This window comes from Paraurantiacibacter namhicola (assembly GCF_001687545.1).
GTDB classification, from domain to species: domain Bacteria; phylum Pseudomonadota; class Alphaproteobacteria; order Sphingomonadales; family Sphingomonadaceae; genus Paraurantiacibacter; species Paraurantiacibacter namhicola.
Genome location: NZ_CP016545.1, coordinates 424,130 through 439,627, shown reverse-complemented (window position 1 = coordinate 439,627; position 15,498 = coordinate 424,130). Strand labels below are relative to the sequence as shown.

The window sequence follows — 15,498 nt, the reverse complement described above, 5'->3', positions numbered from 1 at the left end:
GATGGAATCGCACCTGCGTGGCTGGCATTCAAGCCTTCGCGGCCTCGCTGCCAAGTTTCTTCACCAGATCCGCGACGGCAGCCCGGGTCTGCTCCAGCGTCATGCCCGTGTCGATGACGTGGTCCGCCCGCAGGCGCTTCTCCACATCGGGCAGCTGCAGCTCGAGGATCTCGGCAAACCGCTCGGGCGTCATGCCGGGGCGGGCCAGGACGCGGGCGCGCTGGATGGCGGCGGGGGCGGAGACCACCACAATGACGTCCACCACGTCCGCGCCGCCCTTCTCGAACAGCAGCGGGATATCGAACAGCACCATCGGCGCAGAGCCATGCTCCAGCAGGAAGGCCGCGCGGCGCTCCGCAACCGCAGGGTGCACAATGGATTCAAGCCTTGCGAGCGCTTCGGGATCGTCGAATACGAGCGCACCCATGGCCGCGCGGTCCAGCCCGTCCGGCCCGGTCGTGCCCGGAAATGCCGCCTCGATCGGTTCCAGGAGCGCGCCGGCCGGGCCCTGCAATTTGCGCACGGCGGCGTCGGCATCGAAAACCGGCACGCCACGCTCGGCAAACATGGCAGCAACCGTGCTCTTGCCCATGCCGATGGAGCCGGTCAGGCCGATAACGAGCGGGCGACTCATTGCGCCAAGGCCTGACGCAGCGCCGCATCGCGGTCTGCGCGTGGGGGCGGGGCGCCAAAGAACTTCTCGAAGGCGATGGCAGCCTGGCCGATCAGCATGGAGAGGCCATCGACCGTCTCCAGCCCGGCGGCGCGGGCTCCGGCAAGGAAGGGTGTGTCCAGCGGATCGGTGACGATGTCGTAGGCCAATGAGCGGGGCGGGGCATGGCTCCAGTCGAAGGAAAGCGGTGACTGCCCGCGCATGCCCAGCGGGCTGGCATTGACCACCAGGTCGCAGCAACCTTCCCGGTCGTCGAAGGCGAAGTCGGTTGGCGCGGCAAAATGCTCGAGCGGGGCCACATGATGCTCCCCGCCAGGATCCAGCTCGTCCAGCAAGGCGCGCGCCTTGTCCAGATTGCGGCCCGCCAGGACGATGACAAAGCCCTCCGCCGCAAGTGCAGCAACAATCGCCCGCGCCGCGCCGCCAGTGCCCAGCACGCGGGCCATGCGGAAGAGGTGCTGCTGGCCCAGCCGGTCCTTCAGCGGCTCCAGGAAACCGGGCGCATCGGTGTTGCAGCCGACCAGCGCCTCGCCCTCGCGCACGATCGTGTTGATCGCGCCAATGCGCCGGGCGAGCGGATCCAGCCGGTCGACCAGTTCCAGCGCGGTCTGCTTGTGCGGCATGGTGATATTGCAACCGCGCCAGTCCGGGTCCTGCCGCCGCGCATCCAGATAGGCGGGCACGCCGCCAGCCTCGACCCGGTGCGCGCGGTATTCGGCTTCAAGGCCCAGCTCTGCCAGCCAGTGACCATGGATCAGCGGCGATTTCGACTGCGCGATGGGATCGCCGATCACCTCCGCATAGGGCAGGGCGGCCTGCGTCACGATTGCAGCACGCCGATTTCGCGCAAGGCGCCGAGGACGGGCACCAATGGCATGCCGAGGATGGTGAAATAGTCGCCCTCGATCCGCTCGAAGATCTGCACGCCCAGCGCCTCCATCCGGAACACGCCGACGCAATAGGATACCTCGGGCCACTCGGTCTGTAGGTAGGCCTCGATGAATTCGTCCGACAATTCACGCACTTGCAGTGACGCCACGCCGGAATGGCGCCACACGATATCGCCTGAGATGGCTATGGCCGCCGCCGCATGCAGCTGCATCACGCGGCCGGAGAACGCCCGCAAATGGCGCGCGGCGTCCTCTCGCGAGGCGGGTTTGTCGAAGCGTTCGTTCCCCAGCACGACGAGGGAATCGCTGCCCAGCACGGCGGCATCGCCAGCCTCCACGGCCAGTGCCTTTGCCTCCGCCAGCGCAAGTGCCACCTGGTCCGGCCGCGCACCGCCCAGCCCCGCTTCCACGGCGCGCTCGTCCACATCGGCAGGGCGCGCTTCGAATGGTACGCCGGCACTGCGCAGCATGTCCTGCCTCGAGGCGGACTTGGAGGCGAGCACCAGCGCCCGCGCCGAGCTGCCCGGCCGGGTCATATGGGCTTTAAGCCTTCCTGCGCCTCCCCGCCTTCTTCCAGCATCGTCTCGCGCTGGTTGTAGAGGCGGATCACGGCAGCGGCCGTCTCCTCGATAGAGCGGCGCGTCACGTCGATCACGGGCCAGCCATTGTCGGCAAACATGCGGCGGGCGAACTTGTTCTCCGCTTCCACCGCATCCTGGTCGATATAGGAGGTGGTCTTTTCCTCGTTCAGCGACAGCAGCCTATTGCGCCGGATTTCCAGCAGGCGGCGCGTCGCCGTGGTCAGGCCGACCACCATGGGCTTCTTCAGCTGGAACAGCTTCTGCGGGGGCGGGCTTTCCACCACCAGCGGGATATTGGCGACCTTGTAGCCGCGATTGGCAAGATAGATGCTGGTCGGCGTCTTGGAGCTGCGCGACACGCCCGCCAGCACGATGTCGGCCTCCTCCCACTCGTCGTAAAGCAAGCCGTCATCATGCGCGATGGTGAACTGGATGGCATCGACCCGCGCGAAATAGGCATCGTCCATCTTGTGCTGGCGGCCCGGGCGGCCATGCGCTTCCTGCCCCAGCTGCGCCTCCAGCGCCTCGGTCACGGCGTCCAGCGCATCGACATGCGGCAGGCCCATGGCGCGGCAGCGTTCTTCCAGCCTCTCGCGCGTCTGCTCGTTCACGAGGGTATAAAGCACCAGCCCCGGATTGTCCTTCAGCTCGCCCATGATACGGTCGAGGTGCTGCTGGCTGCGCACCATCGGCCAGAAATGGCGCTGCACGCCGGCATCCTCGAACTGGGCGAGGGCGGCCTTGGCGATCATCTCCAGCGTTTCGCCGGTGGAATCGGACAGGAGGTGGAGGTGCAGTCTGGTCATTTTCGCCATGTGGACAAGTGGGGGCATAAACCACGGGACATGGCTGCGGACAAGATCGGGATAGAAATCCGTCCCCGCTAACGGGTGATTCCTGCAGCGGCTTATCCGTGGGAAGCCCTGGTGTTTGCACAGCATTCTCTGGCCGTGGACAGCTCTCGCTTGACTCACGTGCGGTGCGGAGTCGCAAGACCGTTCTGCGGTTTGCAGCCGGGGAAAAGTCTGGCAGGGCGCGTTTCGTCCCCGGTTTCCACAGGGCCAACAGACTCCAGAATCCTATATATAAATATATTGTTTTTTGATTGGACCATTCCGCAATGCCCGGACTTCTCCTAGAAACGTTGAACGGTAACAAGGGTGAGCGGGCACCCGTATGGCTGATGCGGCAGGCCGGACGTTACCTGCCGGAATACCGCGCCTTGCGGGCGGATAAGGGCGGTTTCCTGGAGCTGGTGTATGACAGCGAGGCCGCGGCAGAGGTCACGCTGCAACCGATCCGGCGGTTCGGGTTCGACGGGGCGATCCTGTTCTCGGATATCCTGATCGTCCCCTATGCGCTGGGGCAGACGCTGGAATTCCTGGCAGGCGAGGGCCCCAAGCTTTCGCCGGTGCTGGCAGATACGCCCTTCGCCGCGCTGGAGCCCGATGCCAGCCGGTACGACGCGATTTACGAGACGGTGCGCCAGGTGCGTGCCGGCCTGGGGGATGAGACCACGCTGCTGGGCTTTGCCGGTTCTCCCTGGACCGTGGCGACTTACATGGTGGCAGGGCAGGGCAGTAAGGACCAGCAGGCCGCACGCAGCCTGGCTTACCGCGACCCCGCGGCCTTCGACGCAATCATCGATGCGATCGTCTCCGACACGGTGGAATACCTCTCCGGCCAGATTGAGGCGGGGGCGGAAGCGGTGCAATTGTTCGATAGCTGGGCCGGATCGCTGAGCCCGGCGCAGTTCGAGCGCTGGGTCATCGCACCCAATGCGCGCATCGCCTCTGCGGTGAAGCAGCGGCATCCAGCGGTCCCCGTCATCGGGTTCCCGAAGGGCGCCGGCACGAAGCTTCCCGCTTATGCCCGCGAAACGGGCGTGGACGCTGTGGGGCTGGACGAGACGGTGGAGCCGGAATGGGCGCACCGCGAGCTGCCCGCCGGCATGCCGGTGCAAGGCAATTTCGATCCGGTCCTGCTGTTGTCGGGCTCGGAAGAACTCGAGGGCGCGGCAAGGGGCATATTACGCGCCTTTGCGGACCGCCCGCATGTCTTCAACCTGGGTCACGGGATCGACAAGGAAACGCCGATTGCCAATGTGGAGCGGCTGCTGGCGGTTGTGCGCGGCGGCGCGGGCTCCTAACTGGCGGATATGCAGGAAGCGCTCCTCCCGATCTATGCCTGGCTGAAGGCGGGACACCTCATCTTCGTGATTTTCTGGATGGCCGGGCTATTCATGCTGCCGCGCCTGTTCGTCTATCACCAGGAAGCGGCCGAAGGTTCCGAAGAGGCGACAAAATTCGTCGACCGGGAGCGCAAGCTGCTGAAGATCATCCTGCTGCCATCCATCGTGGTGGTTTGGGTGCTCGGCCTGCTGCTCGCCAGCACGATCGGAGCCTGGAGCAGTGGGTGGTTCCACGCCAAGCTGCTCTTCGTGATCCTGCTGTCCGGCTATCACGGCTGGATGAGCGCTTATGCGAAAAAGCTGGCGCGCGGCGAACGCACCCTGAGCGGCAAGCAGCTGCGGCTGGTGAACGAAGTGCCGGGCGTTGCCGTGGCGATCATCGTGATCCTGGCAATCGTAAAGCCCTTCTGAGCCCGCGCCAAAGAACGCATCCGCCCGATTGACGGGCCGCAGCGGCGGGCGTATCGCCGCAGCAACGGAATTGGGCTGTAGCCAGTGGCGCAGCCGGGCCCGCTTTCCCCAAGCCCCATGGCCCCGTCACCGCGCTCTCCGGCCCCGAACACACGAATTTTCCCATACGGAACACATCAAATGCATCTGAAAGAACTGAAAGAACGCACACCGGCCGAACTGGTGAGCATGTCGGAAGAATACGGGGTCGAAGGCGGCTCCACCATGCGCCGGCAGGACCTGATGTTCGCCATCCTCAAGGAAGTGGCGGAAGAAGGCGAAGAGATCATCGGCATGGGCACGATCGAAGTGCTCAACGATGGCTTCGGCTTCCTGCGCAGTCCGGAAGCGAATTACCTTGCCGGGCCGGACGACATCTATGTTTCGCCCAACCAGGTCCGCAAATGGGGCCTGCGCACCGGTGACACGGTGGAAGGCGAGATCCGCGGTCCCAAGGACGGCGAACGCTATTTTGCGCTGACCAAGCTGCAGACCGTCAATTACGAAGATCCCGACCAGGTCCGCACGCGTACCAATTTCGACAATCTGACGCCGCTCTATCCGGAACAGCGCCTCAACCTCGATACGCTCGACCCCACGGTGCAGGACAAGTCGGCCCGCGTGATCGATCTGATCAGCCCGCAGGGCAAAGGGCAGCGCGCCCTGATCGTGGCCCCGCCGCGCACCGGTAAGACCGTGCTGCTGCAGAATATCGCCAAGGCCATCACGGACAACCATCCGGAAGTCTTCCTGCTGGTGCTGCTGGTGGACGAGCGCCCGGAAGAAGTCACCGACATGCAGCGCAGCGTGAAGGGCGAGGTAATCTCCTCCACCTTCGACGAGCCTGCCAATCGCCACGTGCAGGTTGCCGAAATGGTGATCGAGAAGGCCAAGCGCCTGGTGGAGCACAAGAAGGATGTCGTCATCCTGCTCGATTCCATCACCCGTCTTGGCCGCGCCTACAACACCGTGGTGCCGAGCTCCGGCAAGGTGTTGACCGGCGGTGTCGACGCCAATGCCCTGCAGCGCCCGAAGCGGTTCTTCGGCGCGGCACGCAACATCGAGGAAGGCGGATCGCTTTCCATCATCGCCACCGCGCTGATCGATACCGGCAGCCGCATGGACGAGGTGATCTTCGAGGAATTCAAGGGCACCGGTAACAGCGAAATCGTCCTCGACCGCAAGGTTGCGGACAAGCGCATCTTCCCGGCGCTGGATGTCGGCAAGTCCGGCACCCGCAAGGAAGAGCTGCTGGTGGACAAGGACCAGCTTTCCAAGATGTGGGTCCTGCGCCGTATCCTGATGCAGATGGGCACGGTCGACGCGATGGAATTCCTGCTCGACAAGATGAAGGATTCCAAGACCAACGAGGACTTCTTCGCCACGATGAACCAGTAAGGGGCAGGGCAAGGAACCGCTTGTGGAACGGCTCATCTACACCAGCACTGCGGCGGAAAACCTCTCGTCTCCGGATGTCTTTGCCATCGTCGCACAGTCCGAGCGGAACAATTCAGCCTCCGGCATCGGCGGCTTCCTGATCCATTCGGGCGGCCGATTCCTGCAATTGCTGGAAGGTCCGGCCCTGCGGCTGGAAGCGCTGATGGCGGAGATCGAGGCCGATGCCCGCCACCACGGCGTGGAAGTGATCTACCGCGCTCCGGCCGAGGAAACCTGGTTTCCGGACTGGGACATGAAACCGCTGATCTCCTTTTCCGGTACGCCGGGCCTGGAGGAACTGCGCGAAGTGCTGGCGGAGAAGGATCCGTCGGGTGAAATCATGGGCCATGTCCTGAGCTTCCTCGAAGGGCCTGCCCCGCGTTGAGTACAGACGATGCCTTTGCGGAGGACGCAATGGTGACCGTCGCCATTGCCGTCTCCCGCGTGCAGGCGGTGGTCATGGCAAGCATGCTGCGCTCGGCCGGCATCATGGTTCACATCCACGGCGACCATCACGCATCGGCAGAGGCCATATCGCTGGCGCTGGGCGGGCATCGCCTGATGGTGCCTGCTTGGCAGTGGGAAGCGGCCAGCGCGGTAATACGCGAGGCGGAATTGCCGGGGAGCTGGGAATTCTGCAGCGGTCCGGCGAAGGCCCTCTGGCGGTTCGTGGGCGTGTATTTCGGCGCCGAACTGGCGATCGGTTTGCTGGGCGTGCTCACAGTTCCGGGACTCCCGGCTGGGAACTTGCTTGCCGGGATGCTTGTCAACGTCCCGGCAACGGTGCTGGCGGCGCGCGGAAGCCCGCAGGGCCCCGCCGAGTTCTTCCTGGCGCCGACCGCGAGCTAGGCCGCGCGCTTGAAGCTGCCGGCCTGCGCCATGGCCCAGATGCGGGCGAGGGCGAGGGTTTCGGTATTTTCCAGCAGCGCGCCCGGCTCCACGAATTCATAGATCCGGTCCATCGCATCGCTGCGCGCGCCATTGACGCGTTCGCGCAGGTCGATTGGCTCGATCTGCCAGGGATTGTCGAGCCCCATGGCGACGACGATCTCGCGGAAAGCGTCGAGCGTGGCGTGCTGGTAGCGAGCGACGCGCTCCGCCTTGTCCTCCACCGCCAGCCCGGCTTGGCGCCAGGCCTTCTGCGTGGCGACGCCGGTGGGGCAATTGCCTGTGTGGCACTGCATGCTTTGCACGCAGCCCAGCGCGAACATGAAGGGCCGGGCCGAATTGCACCAATCCGCCCCCATGGCAAAGGCGCGGGCCATCTGCGCGCCGGAGTGGATCTTGCCCGATGCGGCGATCCTGACCTGGTCCTTCAAACCGATGCCCACAAGCATGTTGCGCACGAAGATCAGTCCTTCGCGCAGCGGCATGCCGACGGCATTGCTGAGTTCCAGCGGAGCTGCGCCCGTTCCGCCTTCCGCCCCGTCCACCGTGATGAAATCGGGGACGATGCCGGTCTCCAGCATGGCCTTGCCGATCGCGAAGACCTCATGCGGCTGGCCCACGCATAGCTTGAGGCCGACCGGCTTGCCGCCGGAGGCATCGCGCAGCTGCGCCAGCCATTCCAGCATGCCGATGGGGGTTGAAAACGTGCCATGCGCTGCGGGCGAGTAGCAGGTCTCCCCCACCTCGACGCCGCGGGCCTCCGCGATCTCCTCGGTCACCTTGTGGCCCGGCAGCACGCCGCCATGGCCGGGTTTAGCGCCCTGGCTCAGCTTGATTTCGACCATCTTGACCTGGCCGTCACCAGCCCGCTCGGCAAACTGTTCGATATCGAAGCTGCCATCCTTGTGGCGGCATCCGAAATAGCCGCTGCCGATTTCCCAGATCAGGTCGCCGCCATGCTTGCGGTGGTAACGGCTAATGCTGCCTTCGCCTGTGTCATGCGCGAAATTCCCCTGCTTCGCGCCGAGGTTTAGCGCCTCGATGGCGTTTGCGCCAAGCGAACCGAAGCTCATGGCGCTGATGTTCAGCAGGGCGGAATCGTAAGGCTTGGCGCAATCCTTGGATCCGATAGGCAGCCGCCATGATTCCGGCGCATTCTCGTGCGGGGTGATGGAATGGCCAAGCCATTCATACTCGTCGGAATAGACGTCCAGCTCCGTGCCCATCGGATGCACGTCCTGCTGGCCCTTTGCTCGGGCGTAGACCAGCGCGCGTTCCTGGTGGCTGAAGGGCCGGCCTTCCAGGTCGTCTTCCACGATATAGGCCTGCGCGAAGGGCCGCAGGTCCTCCATGATCCAGCGGATCCGGCTGACCAGCGGGTAATTCCGGCGCAGCGAATGGCGCGTCTGGACAAAGTCCCACAGCGCCAATGCGGTCAGCGGGGCCAGCAGCCAGAGGGCAGGGCCCCACAGGAGCCATGCAGCCGCGCACAGGGCGGCCAGCAGCAACGGGATTGCGTAACGCCAGGGAAAGGTCATCCAGCGGCGCTCAGGCCAGGTGCCGGGCGAAGAACTGCGCGGTGCGTTCATCCGCGATTTGCGCCGCTTCCTCGCTCCGGCGATCGCCGAACTCGGTGGCAAAGCCGTGGTCCATGCCCTCGTAATCGTGCAGCGTGACCTTTGGGTGACCGTCCAGGCCTTCATGCATGGCGGCCTGCGTTTCCTTGTCCACGAAGCCATCCTCTTCGGCGATGTGCAGCATCAGCGGATTGGCGATGGCGTCTTTCTCGCGCAGCAGGTTGTCCACGCCCACGGCATAATAGCCGACGCTGGCATCGCTGTCCGTGCGTGCTGCGGTCATGTAGGCAAGCCGCCCGCCGAGGCAGTAACCGACCGCGCCCACCTTGCCGCCGCCGGTTGCCTTGCGGGCGTGGGCGATGGTGGCGGCGATGTCGCGCACGCCCTGGTCCTGGTCGAACTTGCCGAACAGGCCCATGGCCTTGTCCATCTCGTCCGGGATGTCGGGGTCGAGCTCGATCCCGTCCTCGAACTGGTGGAACAGGTCTGGCGCGATGGCGAGGTATCCCGCTTCCGCCAACTTGTCGCATTTGCGGCGGATCCCGGCATTCACCCCGAAGATTTCCTGGATCACCACGATGGCCGCTTTGGGGGTTTCCTGTGGCTTTGCGAGGTAGGCGCCGAACGAGCCGCTGGCGCCGTCCGTGGTTTCGAGGGTGGAAATGCGGATGTTCTCGCTCATATGGGTATCCTCGCTCCGGGGAATGCTGTCACTGTCTTCCCACATACGAGCAAGCTAGGCGAAAGGTGCCCGTGATGAAAATGCATATCGAAATCGACTGTACGCCCGAAGAAGCGCGCCAGTTCATGGGCCTGCCCGATGTGGAGAAGGCGAACAGCGTCTATATCGACACCATCACGAACGCGATGAAGGGTACCAGCAACACCGAACAGCTGGAAACCTATGCCAAGCAGCTCGCGCCCATGGGCCAGCTGGGACTGAAGATGTTCCAGAACTTCATGGAGAATGCATCCAGCGCGGCGCAGGCCGGGTCCAAGGGCGCGTCCTCCCCCTCTTCTTCCAAGAAGAAGTAGGGCACGCGGGACCGGGGCGATGTCCGGCGCGGATACGATCTTTGCGCTCTCGAGCGGTGCGCCGCCTTCCGCCATTGCCGTGATCCGCGTCACGGGTCCGCGCGCGCTGGATGCGTTGGCGGCCCTCGGTTGCGTAGCGCCTGACGCGCGCCGGGCCGGCCTGCGAACCTTGCGAGGGGCGGATGGCGGGGTTCTCGACCATGCGCTGGTTGTCGTATTTCCCGGGCCCGAGACGGCCACGGGCGAGGACCTGGTCGAACTGCACCTGCATGGGGGCAGGGCGGTCATTGCGGCCGTCTCACTCGCCCTGGAGGCGGTGGATGGCCTGCGGCCCGCGCTGCCGGGCGAGTTCACCCGCCGCGCCTTTGCCAATGGCCGCATGGACCTGGCCGAGGCCGAGGGGCTGGCTGACCTGCTCGCTGCAGAAACCGAGTTGCAGCGGCGCGTCGCGCTCGATTCGGCATCTGGTGGGCTTTCGCGGCGGATCGAAGGCTGGCGGGACGATGTGCTCGGCCTGTCTGCACAGGTGGAGGCCGTGCTCGACTTCGATGACGAGGACGATGTGTCCGACCTTCCGGCGGGATTTGGCGAGGCGGTGCGAGTGCTTGCAGGGCAAGTCCGGGCTGCGGTGGCGACACCGACTGTCGAGCATCTCCGCGAAGGCTTCCGCGTAGCGTTGGCGGGTCCGCCGAATGCCGGAAAATCCACGCTTTTCAATGCTTTGCTGGAAGAAGAGGCTGCAATTGCCGCCCGGACGGCTGGAACCACGCGCGATGTGCTGCTGCGCAATGTTGCCCTGGACGGCGTGCCTTTCACCTTCGTCGATATGGCCGGCCTGCGCGACGATACCTCGGACGAGGTCGAGGCAATCGGCGTCGGGAGAGCGGGCGAGGAGATCGCGCGGGCTGACCTCGTCCTGTGGCTTGGTGAGGGCGAGGAGCCGGAGGGCGCATGGCGTGTCCGGTCGAAATGCGACCTTGATGACCGGCAGCCCGGTCGTTCATCCGATTATCGCATCTCGGCCGTGACCGGAGAGGGCATGCCAGAACTCAAGCGGGCGCTGGTCGCAGAGGCACGCTCCCGCTTGCCGAAGCCCGGCGCCACTGCGCTGAACCAGAGGCAGAGGGCTTTGCTGCAGGACGCTCTTGCCGCGTTGGACGGGGCTGGCGAGACGCGCAGGGACCTGCTGATCGTCGCTGAGGACCTGCGCTCGGTAAGGGCGGCTTTCGATGCGCTGGTGGGGCGTTCCGGCGTTGAAGACGTGCTGGATACGATCTTCGGGAAGTTCTGCATCGGTAAGTAGTGTTTCACGTGAAACATCGCCCAACCCGTTCCGCCCATCCCTAAGGCTTTGACCGGGGCGCAGTGCGGCATTATCGGGCAGGAATGCAGGAATTCGATATCGTAGTGGTCGGCGGCGGCCATGCCGGTTGCGAGGCGGCAGCGGTTGCGGCCCGGATGGGCGCACGCGCCGCGCTGGTGACATTCGACCCTGCGCGAACCGGCGCGATGAGCTGCAACCCGGCAATTGGCGGCCTTGGCAAGGGCCATCTGGTGCGCGAGGTGGATGCCCTCGACGGCCTGATCGGGCGCGCAGCCGATGCGGCGGCAATCCACTACCGCATGCTCAACAAGTCGAAGGGTAGTGCCGTCTGGGGCCCGCGCGTGCAGGCGGACCGTTCGCTGTTCCTTCGCTCCATACAGGACATGATCGCAGCGCAGGATGGTCTGACCGAGATTGCGGGCGAGGTCGCATCGCTCATAATGGAGGGTGGATCAGCCCGCGGCGTCATGCTGGCCGATGGAAGCAAGATTGCTGCGAAAGCGGTGATCCTCTGCACCGGGACCTTCCTTGGCGGACGCTTGTTCCGCGGCGAGGAGCGCCTGGAAGGCGGGCGTATCGGCGAAAACGCAGCCCACCGACTGGCCGAACAGATGCGGGAAGCGCAGCTTCCAATGGCGCGCCTCAAGACCGGCACGCCGCCGAGGCTCGACGGGCGCACGATCGACTGGGCGGCGCTGGAGGAGCAACCGTCCGACAGCGATTCCTGGACCATGTCCGCCATGTCGCGCTCGCGCACAAACCCGCAGGTATTCTGCGCCATTACGCGCACCAATGCCCGCAGCCACGACATCATTCGCGCGAACCTCGACCGTTCGCCTCTGTTCAGCGGCGCGATCGACGCGGCCGGCCCGCGCTATTGCCCGTCGATCGAGGACAAGATCCATCGCTTCGGCGACCGCGACGGACACCAAGTGTTCCTTGAGCCGGAGGGGCTGGACACGCCGCTGGTCTATCCCAATGGGATCAGCACTTCGCTGCCAGTGGATGTGCAGCTGGGCATGCTGCGCACCATGGACGGCCTGCATGCAGTGGAGATGGCGGTCCCCGGCTATGCCGTGGAATATGACCATATCGATCCGCGCTGCCTCGACAGCGGACTGCAGGTGCAGGCGATCCCCGGCCTTTATTGCGCAGGGCAGATCAACGGCACGACTGGCTATGAGGAGGCAGCCGCACAGGGCCTTGTCGCCGGTATGCATGCTGCCGCCGCGGTCACCGGTAAGGCGCCTGCCTCACTTGATCGTGCCAATTCCTACATCGCTGTCATGGTCGATGACCTGACCTTGCACGGGGTCAGTGAGCCGTACCGTATGCTAACCTCGCGCGCCGAGTACCGGCTGCGGCTGCGCGCCAACAATGCGACAACACGCCTGACGGGCTTGGGGATCGATTGCGGCTGCGTGGGTCCGGAGCGTGCCGACTGGTACCGTGCCCGGATGCAGGACCGGGCGGAGCTGGAGGAGTTCCTGGCGCAGCCGGTCCCTGCAACCGAATTGGCGGATGCCGGGCTTCACGTGAAGCGCGATGCCGGGACGCGGGCGATTGCGGAGTGGCTGCAGTTCGACCAGGTCGCGCTCACAGATTTTGGCGCTCATGCGCCGGATGGCATTTCGTTGACGGGCGCGCTTGCCGAGGAACTGGCAGAGGACGCGGCTTACCGCCCCTATCTGGAGCGGCAGGATCGCGAAATCGCCGAACTGCAGGCCAGCATGCGCGTCCGTCTTGGCCCGGACTTCCCATACGCCTCCGTCCCGGGGCTCTCGAATGAGATGGTGGAACGTCTGGCCGCGTCAAGGCCGGCAACACTGGCAGACGCACAGCGCGTGCGCGGCATCACGCCGGCGGCGCTTGCTGCTGTGTTGGTAAAAGCGCGGCGACGCGAACAGGAGAAAGCCGCATGATCGCAGGTGAATCGGCAGCCCGGGCCTATTGCGCGGGACTGGTCGATGAGGAGGCCATGGAGCGCCTCGCGGCTTTCGCGGCAATCGTCGCTGAGGAGAACGAGCGGCAGAACCTCATCGCAAAGGCCACGCTCGAACACATGTGGCAGCGCCATATCGCCGATAGCTTGCAGCTGCTCGAGCATGTTCCACGTGAAACATCGACGCTGCTCGATCTGGGAACGGGTGCAGGCTTCCCCGGCATGGCCCTCGCCATTGCGAGGCCGGACTGGACCACACATTTGGTCGAATCGCGCCGCAAGCGTTTCGAGTGGCTTGCAGACGTTGCGGCCCGGCTTGGCCTGAAATCGTGCGCGGTTCACGGAAGTCGGCTCGAACTTGTGGATAGCTTTCCGGTGGACGTAATCTGCGCACGCGCCTTCGCTCCGCTGCCCAAGCTGCTGGAGTTATCCGCGCGCTTTTCCACACGCTCGACCGCCTGGCTGTTGCCGAAAGGGCGATCGGCAGCGCAAGAAATGGAAGCACTGCCAGCGAATCGCCGCGCAATGTTCCACGTGGAACAATCGCTGACCGATGCAGATGCGGGAATCTTGGTAGGGAAGGGGAGGCCGGCAGGTTTATGATCACCGTTGCGATAGCGAACCAGAAGGGTGGCGTCGGCAAGACGACGACTGCCATCAATATCGCCACCGCCATGGCCGCAACCGGCTGGAAGACCATGCTGATCGACCTCGATCCGCAGGGGAATGCCTCCACAGGCCTGGGAATCGATGCGGCCCACCGTGAGATGAGCAGCTATGACGTGCTGGTCGAAGGCGCTTCGCTGCAGGAATGTGCGGTTCCCTCCGGTATTCCCGGTCTCGATGTCGTCCCGGCGACCGTTGATCTCAGCGGCGCGGAGATCGAGCTGGTTGCACGCGAAGACCGTGCCGGGCGGCTGAAGGCGGCATTGCGGGGCGATGATACGCACGAGATCTGCTTCATCGACTGCCCGCCATCGCTCGGCCTGCTGACCCTGAACGCGCTGGCTGCCGCCGATACACTGCTTGTGCCGCTGCAGTGCGAATTCTTTGCGCTGGAGGGGCTAAGCCAGCTGCTCCAGACCGTCGAACAGGTGCAGGATCGGTTCAATCCGGACCTGGGCATCGTCGGTGTGGCCCTGACGATGTTTGATCGCCGCAATCGCCTGACCGACCAAGTGGCGGACGACGTTCGCGAATGCCTGGGCAATCTGGTGTTCGAGGCCGTGATCCCGCGCAATGTGCGCCTGTCAGAGGCTCCCAGCCATGGCCTCCCGGCGCTGATTTACGATCACAAATGCCCCGGTAGCCGGGCCTATATGGCGCTGGCCCGCGAATTGATCGGGCGCCTGCCCAAGGAAAGGATCGCAGCATGAGCGCGAAGACGACCACCGGCACGCCAGCGAAGGCAGCAACTCCGCCGAAGCGAAAGCTGGGCAAGGGACTGGGCGCATTGATGGGCGAGGCCCGCCGGGAGGAACCGCTGGTGCGGTCCTCCGGCAGGGCTCCGGCGCAGGGCACGAATTCGGCCCAAGGCGCTGGAAGTTCAGGACAATCTTCGCAAAACGCCGCGCCTTCTTCTGCCAATATGCTGGCCATTGCCGCGATCGAGCCGCATCCGGAGCAGCCGCGCCGCCATTTTGACGACGGTGCGCTGGCAGAACTGGCTGCATCCATCGAATCGCGCGGCGTCATCCAGCCCGTGATCGTCCGCCCGCTCGCCGGCGGCCGCTACCAGCTCGTCGCGGGTGAGCGTCGCTGGCGCGCGGCGCAGAAGGCGCGGCTGCACGAGATACCCGCCATCGTGCGCGAGCTGGACGAACAGGAGGTCATGGCGCTCGCCCTGATCGAGAACGTCCAGCGCGAAGACCTGAACCCGGTCGAGGAGGCGCGCGCCTATCATCGCCTGTCCGAGCAGGAAGGTATGACCCAGGCGGAGATTGCCAAGCTGGTCGACAAGTCGCGCAGCCACGTGGCGAATCTCCAGCGCCTGCTCGCCCTGCCGGACGCCGTGCTCGATCATGTCGAGGCCGGGCGGCTGGACATGGGCCATGCACGCGCCCTGATCGGCCATGACGATGCGACCGCGCTGGCCGATGAAGCCGTGCGCAGGAAGCTTTCCGTGCGCGATGTCGAGAAGCTGGCGCGCAAGGGCCGCGAGGGTGCTTCCGGCGGGGAGGGGCGCAAGACCGCTCGCCAGCCACGCGGGGGCGCAGAGGATGCGGACATCGCAGCGGTAGAGAATCACCTGGAAGAGATTCTCGGCCTGTCGGTAAAGATCGCTACGGACGCCGATCCGCGCAGTGGAGCGGTAACGATAAAGTATCGTACCCTGGACCAGCTGGACCTGATCTGCCAGCGTCTGACAGGCGCAAGCATCTGAAATTATTACGATAAGTTCCCACCTGCTGGTTAAAACCTTAAGGAAAAAGACCTAGGTGTTAACCACGCTTGCTGACCAAGCCTGAACGCCGGGTCGCTATTTCAGACATCGCGTTGGAGGCCGATTG

General features: G+C 64.8%; 17 protein-coding genes. 11 read left to right on the top strand and 6 right to left on the bottom strand.

What is annotated here, in order from left to right; genetic code table 11:
* Nucleotides 1–28: 28 nt before the first annotated feature.
* The 4 genes from coaE to A6F65_RS02130 are packed head-to-tail and all read right to left on the bottom strand — an operon-like array spanning nucleotide 29 to nucleotide 2,950.
* On the bottom strand, nucleotides 29–634 hold the full coding sequence (gene coaE / locus A6F65_RS02145; protein ID WP_067785436.1) for a dephospho-CoA kinase: 606 nt from the start codon (nucleotides 632–634) through the stop codon (nucleotides 29–31).
* Nucleotides 631–1,497 (bottom strand): shikimate dehydrogenase family protein, encoded by an 867-nt coding sequence (locus tag A6F65_RS02140; RefSeq protein ID WP_067785433.1) that lies wholly within the window; start codon nucleotides 1,495–1,497, stop codon nucleotides 631–633. The genes coaE and A6F65_RS02140 overlap by 4 nt, the downstream gene beginning before the upstream one ends.
* Complete coding sequence (locus tag A6F65_RS02135) at nucleotides 1,494–2,099, bottom strand: Maf family protein (RefSeq protein ID WP_067785430.1); 606 nt, start codon at nucleotides 2,097–2,099, stop codon at nucleotides 1,494–1,496. The genes A6F65_RS02140 and A6F65_RS02135 overlap by 4 nt, the downstream gene beginning before the upstream one ends.
* Nucleotides 2,096–2,950: a pyruvate, water dikinase regulatory protein gene (locus A6F65_RS02130; RefSeq protein ID WP_067789756.1), complete on the bottom strand. Its 855-nt coding sequence runs from the start codon at nucleotides 2,948–2,950 to the stop codon at nucleotides 2,096–2,098. Before A6F65_RS02130 ends, A6F65_RS02135 begins: the two co-directional genes overlap by 4 nt.
* Before the next feature lie 314 nt (nucleotides 2,951–3,264).
* Between A6F65_RS02130 and hemE the strand changes: the two genes are divergently transcribed.
* From hemE to A6F65_RS02105, 5 genes are all read left to right on the top strand, one after another.
* Nucleotides 3,265–4,293: a uroporphyrinogen decarboxylase gene (gene hemE / locus A6F65_RS02125; protein WP_067785427.1), complete on the top strand. Its 1,029-nt coding sequence runs from the start codon at nucleotides 3,265–3,267 to the stop codon at nucleotides 4,291–4,293.
* A gap of 9 nt (nucleotides 4,294–4,302) precedes the next feature.
* Nucleotides 4,303–4,746: a protoporphyrinogen oxidase HemJ gene (gene hemJ / locus A6F65_RS02120; protein ID WP_067785424.1), complete on the top strand. Its 444-nt coding sequence runs from the start codon at nucleotides 4,303–4,305 to the stop codon at nucleotides 4,744–4,746.
* A gap of 180 nt (nucleotides 4,747–4,926) precedes the next feature.
* Nucleotides 4,927–6,183 carry a transcription termination factor Rho gene (gene rho, locus A6F65_RS02115; protein ID WP_067785421.1) on the top strand — a complete coding sequence of 419 codons (1,257 nt, stop codon included), beginning with the start codon at nucleotides 4,927–4,929 and terminating at the stop codon, nucleotides 6,181–6,183.
* A gap of 22 nt (nucleotides 6,184–6,205) precedes the next feature.
* Nucleotides 6,206–6,607 (top strand): BLUF domain-containing protein, encoded by a 402-nt coding sequence (locus A6F65_RS02110; protein ID WP_067785418.1) that lies wholly within the window; start codon nucleotides 6,206–6,208, stop codon nucleotides 6,605–6,607.
* Between the two features lie 29 nt (nucleotides 6,608–6,636).
* On the top strand, nucleotides 6,637–7,071 hold the full coding sequence (locus tag A6F65_RS02105) for a putative signal transducing protein (protein ID WP_067785415.1): 435 nt from the start codon (nucleotides 6,637–6,639) through the stop codon (nucleotides 7,069–7,071).
* On the opposite strand, the gene A6F65_RS02100 is transcribed toward A6F65_RS02105, so the two are convergent.
* Both A6F65_RS02100 and A6F65_RS02095 read right to left on the bottom strand, forming a co-directional pair.
* A complete protein-coding gene (locus A6F65_RS02100) occupies nucleotides 7,068–8,648 on the bottom strand; it encodes an FMN-binding glutamate synthase family protein (RefSeq protein ID WP_067789753.1) in 1,581 nt (526 codons plus the stop codon). The two genes, A6F65_RS02105 and A6F65_RS02100, sit on opposite strands and share 4 nt — an antisense overlap.
* 10 nt (nucleotides 8,649–8,658) lie before the next feature.
* Nucleotides 8,659–9,369, bottom strand: a complete 711-nt coding sequence (locus A6F65_RS02095) for a dienelactone hydrolase family protein (protein ID WP_067785412.1) — start codon at nucleotides 9,367–9,369, stop codon at nucleotides 8,659–8,661.
* A gap of 74 nt (nucleotides 9,370–9,443) precedes the next feature.
* Between A6F65_RS02095 and A6F65_RS02090 the strand changes: the two genes are divergently transcribed.
* The 6 genes from A6F65_RS02090 (at nucleotide 9,444) to A6F65_RS02065 (ending at nucleotide 15,371) form a co-directional block, all read left to right on the top strand.
* On the top strand, nucleotides 9,444–9,722 hold the full coding sequence (locus tag A6F65_RS02090; protein WP_205631895.1) for a DUF6489 family protein: 279 nt from the start codon (nucleotides 9,444–9,446) through the stop codon (nucleotides 9,720–9,722).
* A gap of 19 nt (nucleotides 9,723–9,741) precedes the next feature.
* Nucleotides 9,742–11,025 carry a tRNA uridine-5-carboxymethylaminomethyl(34) synthesis GTPase MnmE gene (gene mnmE, locus A6F65_RS02085; protein WP_067785409.1) on the top strand — a complete coding sequence of 428 codons (1,284 nt, stop codon included), beginning with the start codon at nucleotides 9,742–9,744 and terminating at the stop codon, nucleotides 11,023–11,025.
* Between the two features lie 83 nt (nucleotides 11,026–11,108).
* Nucleotides 11,109–12,968: a tRNA uridine-5-carboxymethylaminomethyl(34) synthesis enzyme MnmG gene (gene mnmG / locus A6F65_RS02080; protein ID WP_067785406.1), complete on the top strand. Its 1,860-nt coding sequence runs from the start codon at nucleotides 11,109–11,111 to the stop codon at nucleotides 12,966–12,968.
* Complete coding sequence (gene rsmG, locus A6F65_RS02075) at nucleotides 12,965–13,591, top strand: 16S rRNA (guanine(527)-N(7))-methyltransferase RsmG (RefSeq protein ID WP_067785403.1); 627 nt, start codon at nucleotides 12,965–12,967, stop codon at nucleotides 13,589–13,591. Before mnmG ends, rsmG begins: the two co-directional genes overlap by 4 nt.
* Entirely contained in the window at nucleotides 13,588–14,364 is a 777-nt protein-coding gene (locus A6F65_RS02070; RefSeq protein ID WP_067785400.1) for a ParA family protein, read from the top strand. The genes rsmG and A6F65_RS02070 overlap by 4 nt, the downstream gene beginning before the upstream one ends.
* A complete protein-coding gene (locus A6F65_RS02065) occupies nucleotides 14,361–15,371 on the top strand; it encodes a ParB/RepB/Spo0J family partition protein (RefSeq protein WP_067785396.1) in 1,011 nt (336 codons plus the stop codon). The genes A6F65_RS02070 and A6F65_RS02065 overlap by 4 nt, the downstream gene beginning before the upstream one ends.
* Nucleotides 15,372–15,498 lie beyond the last annotated feature (127 nt).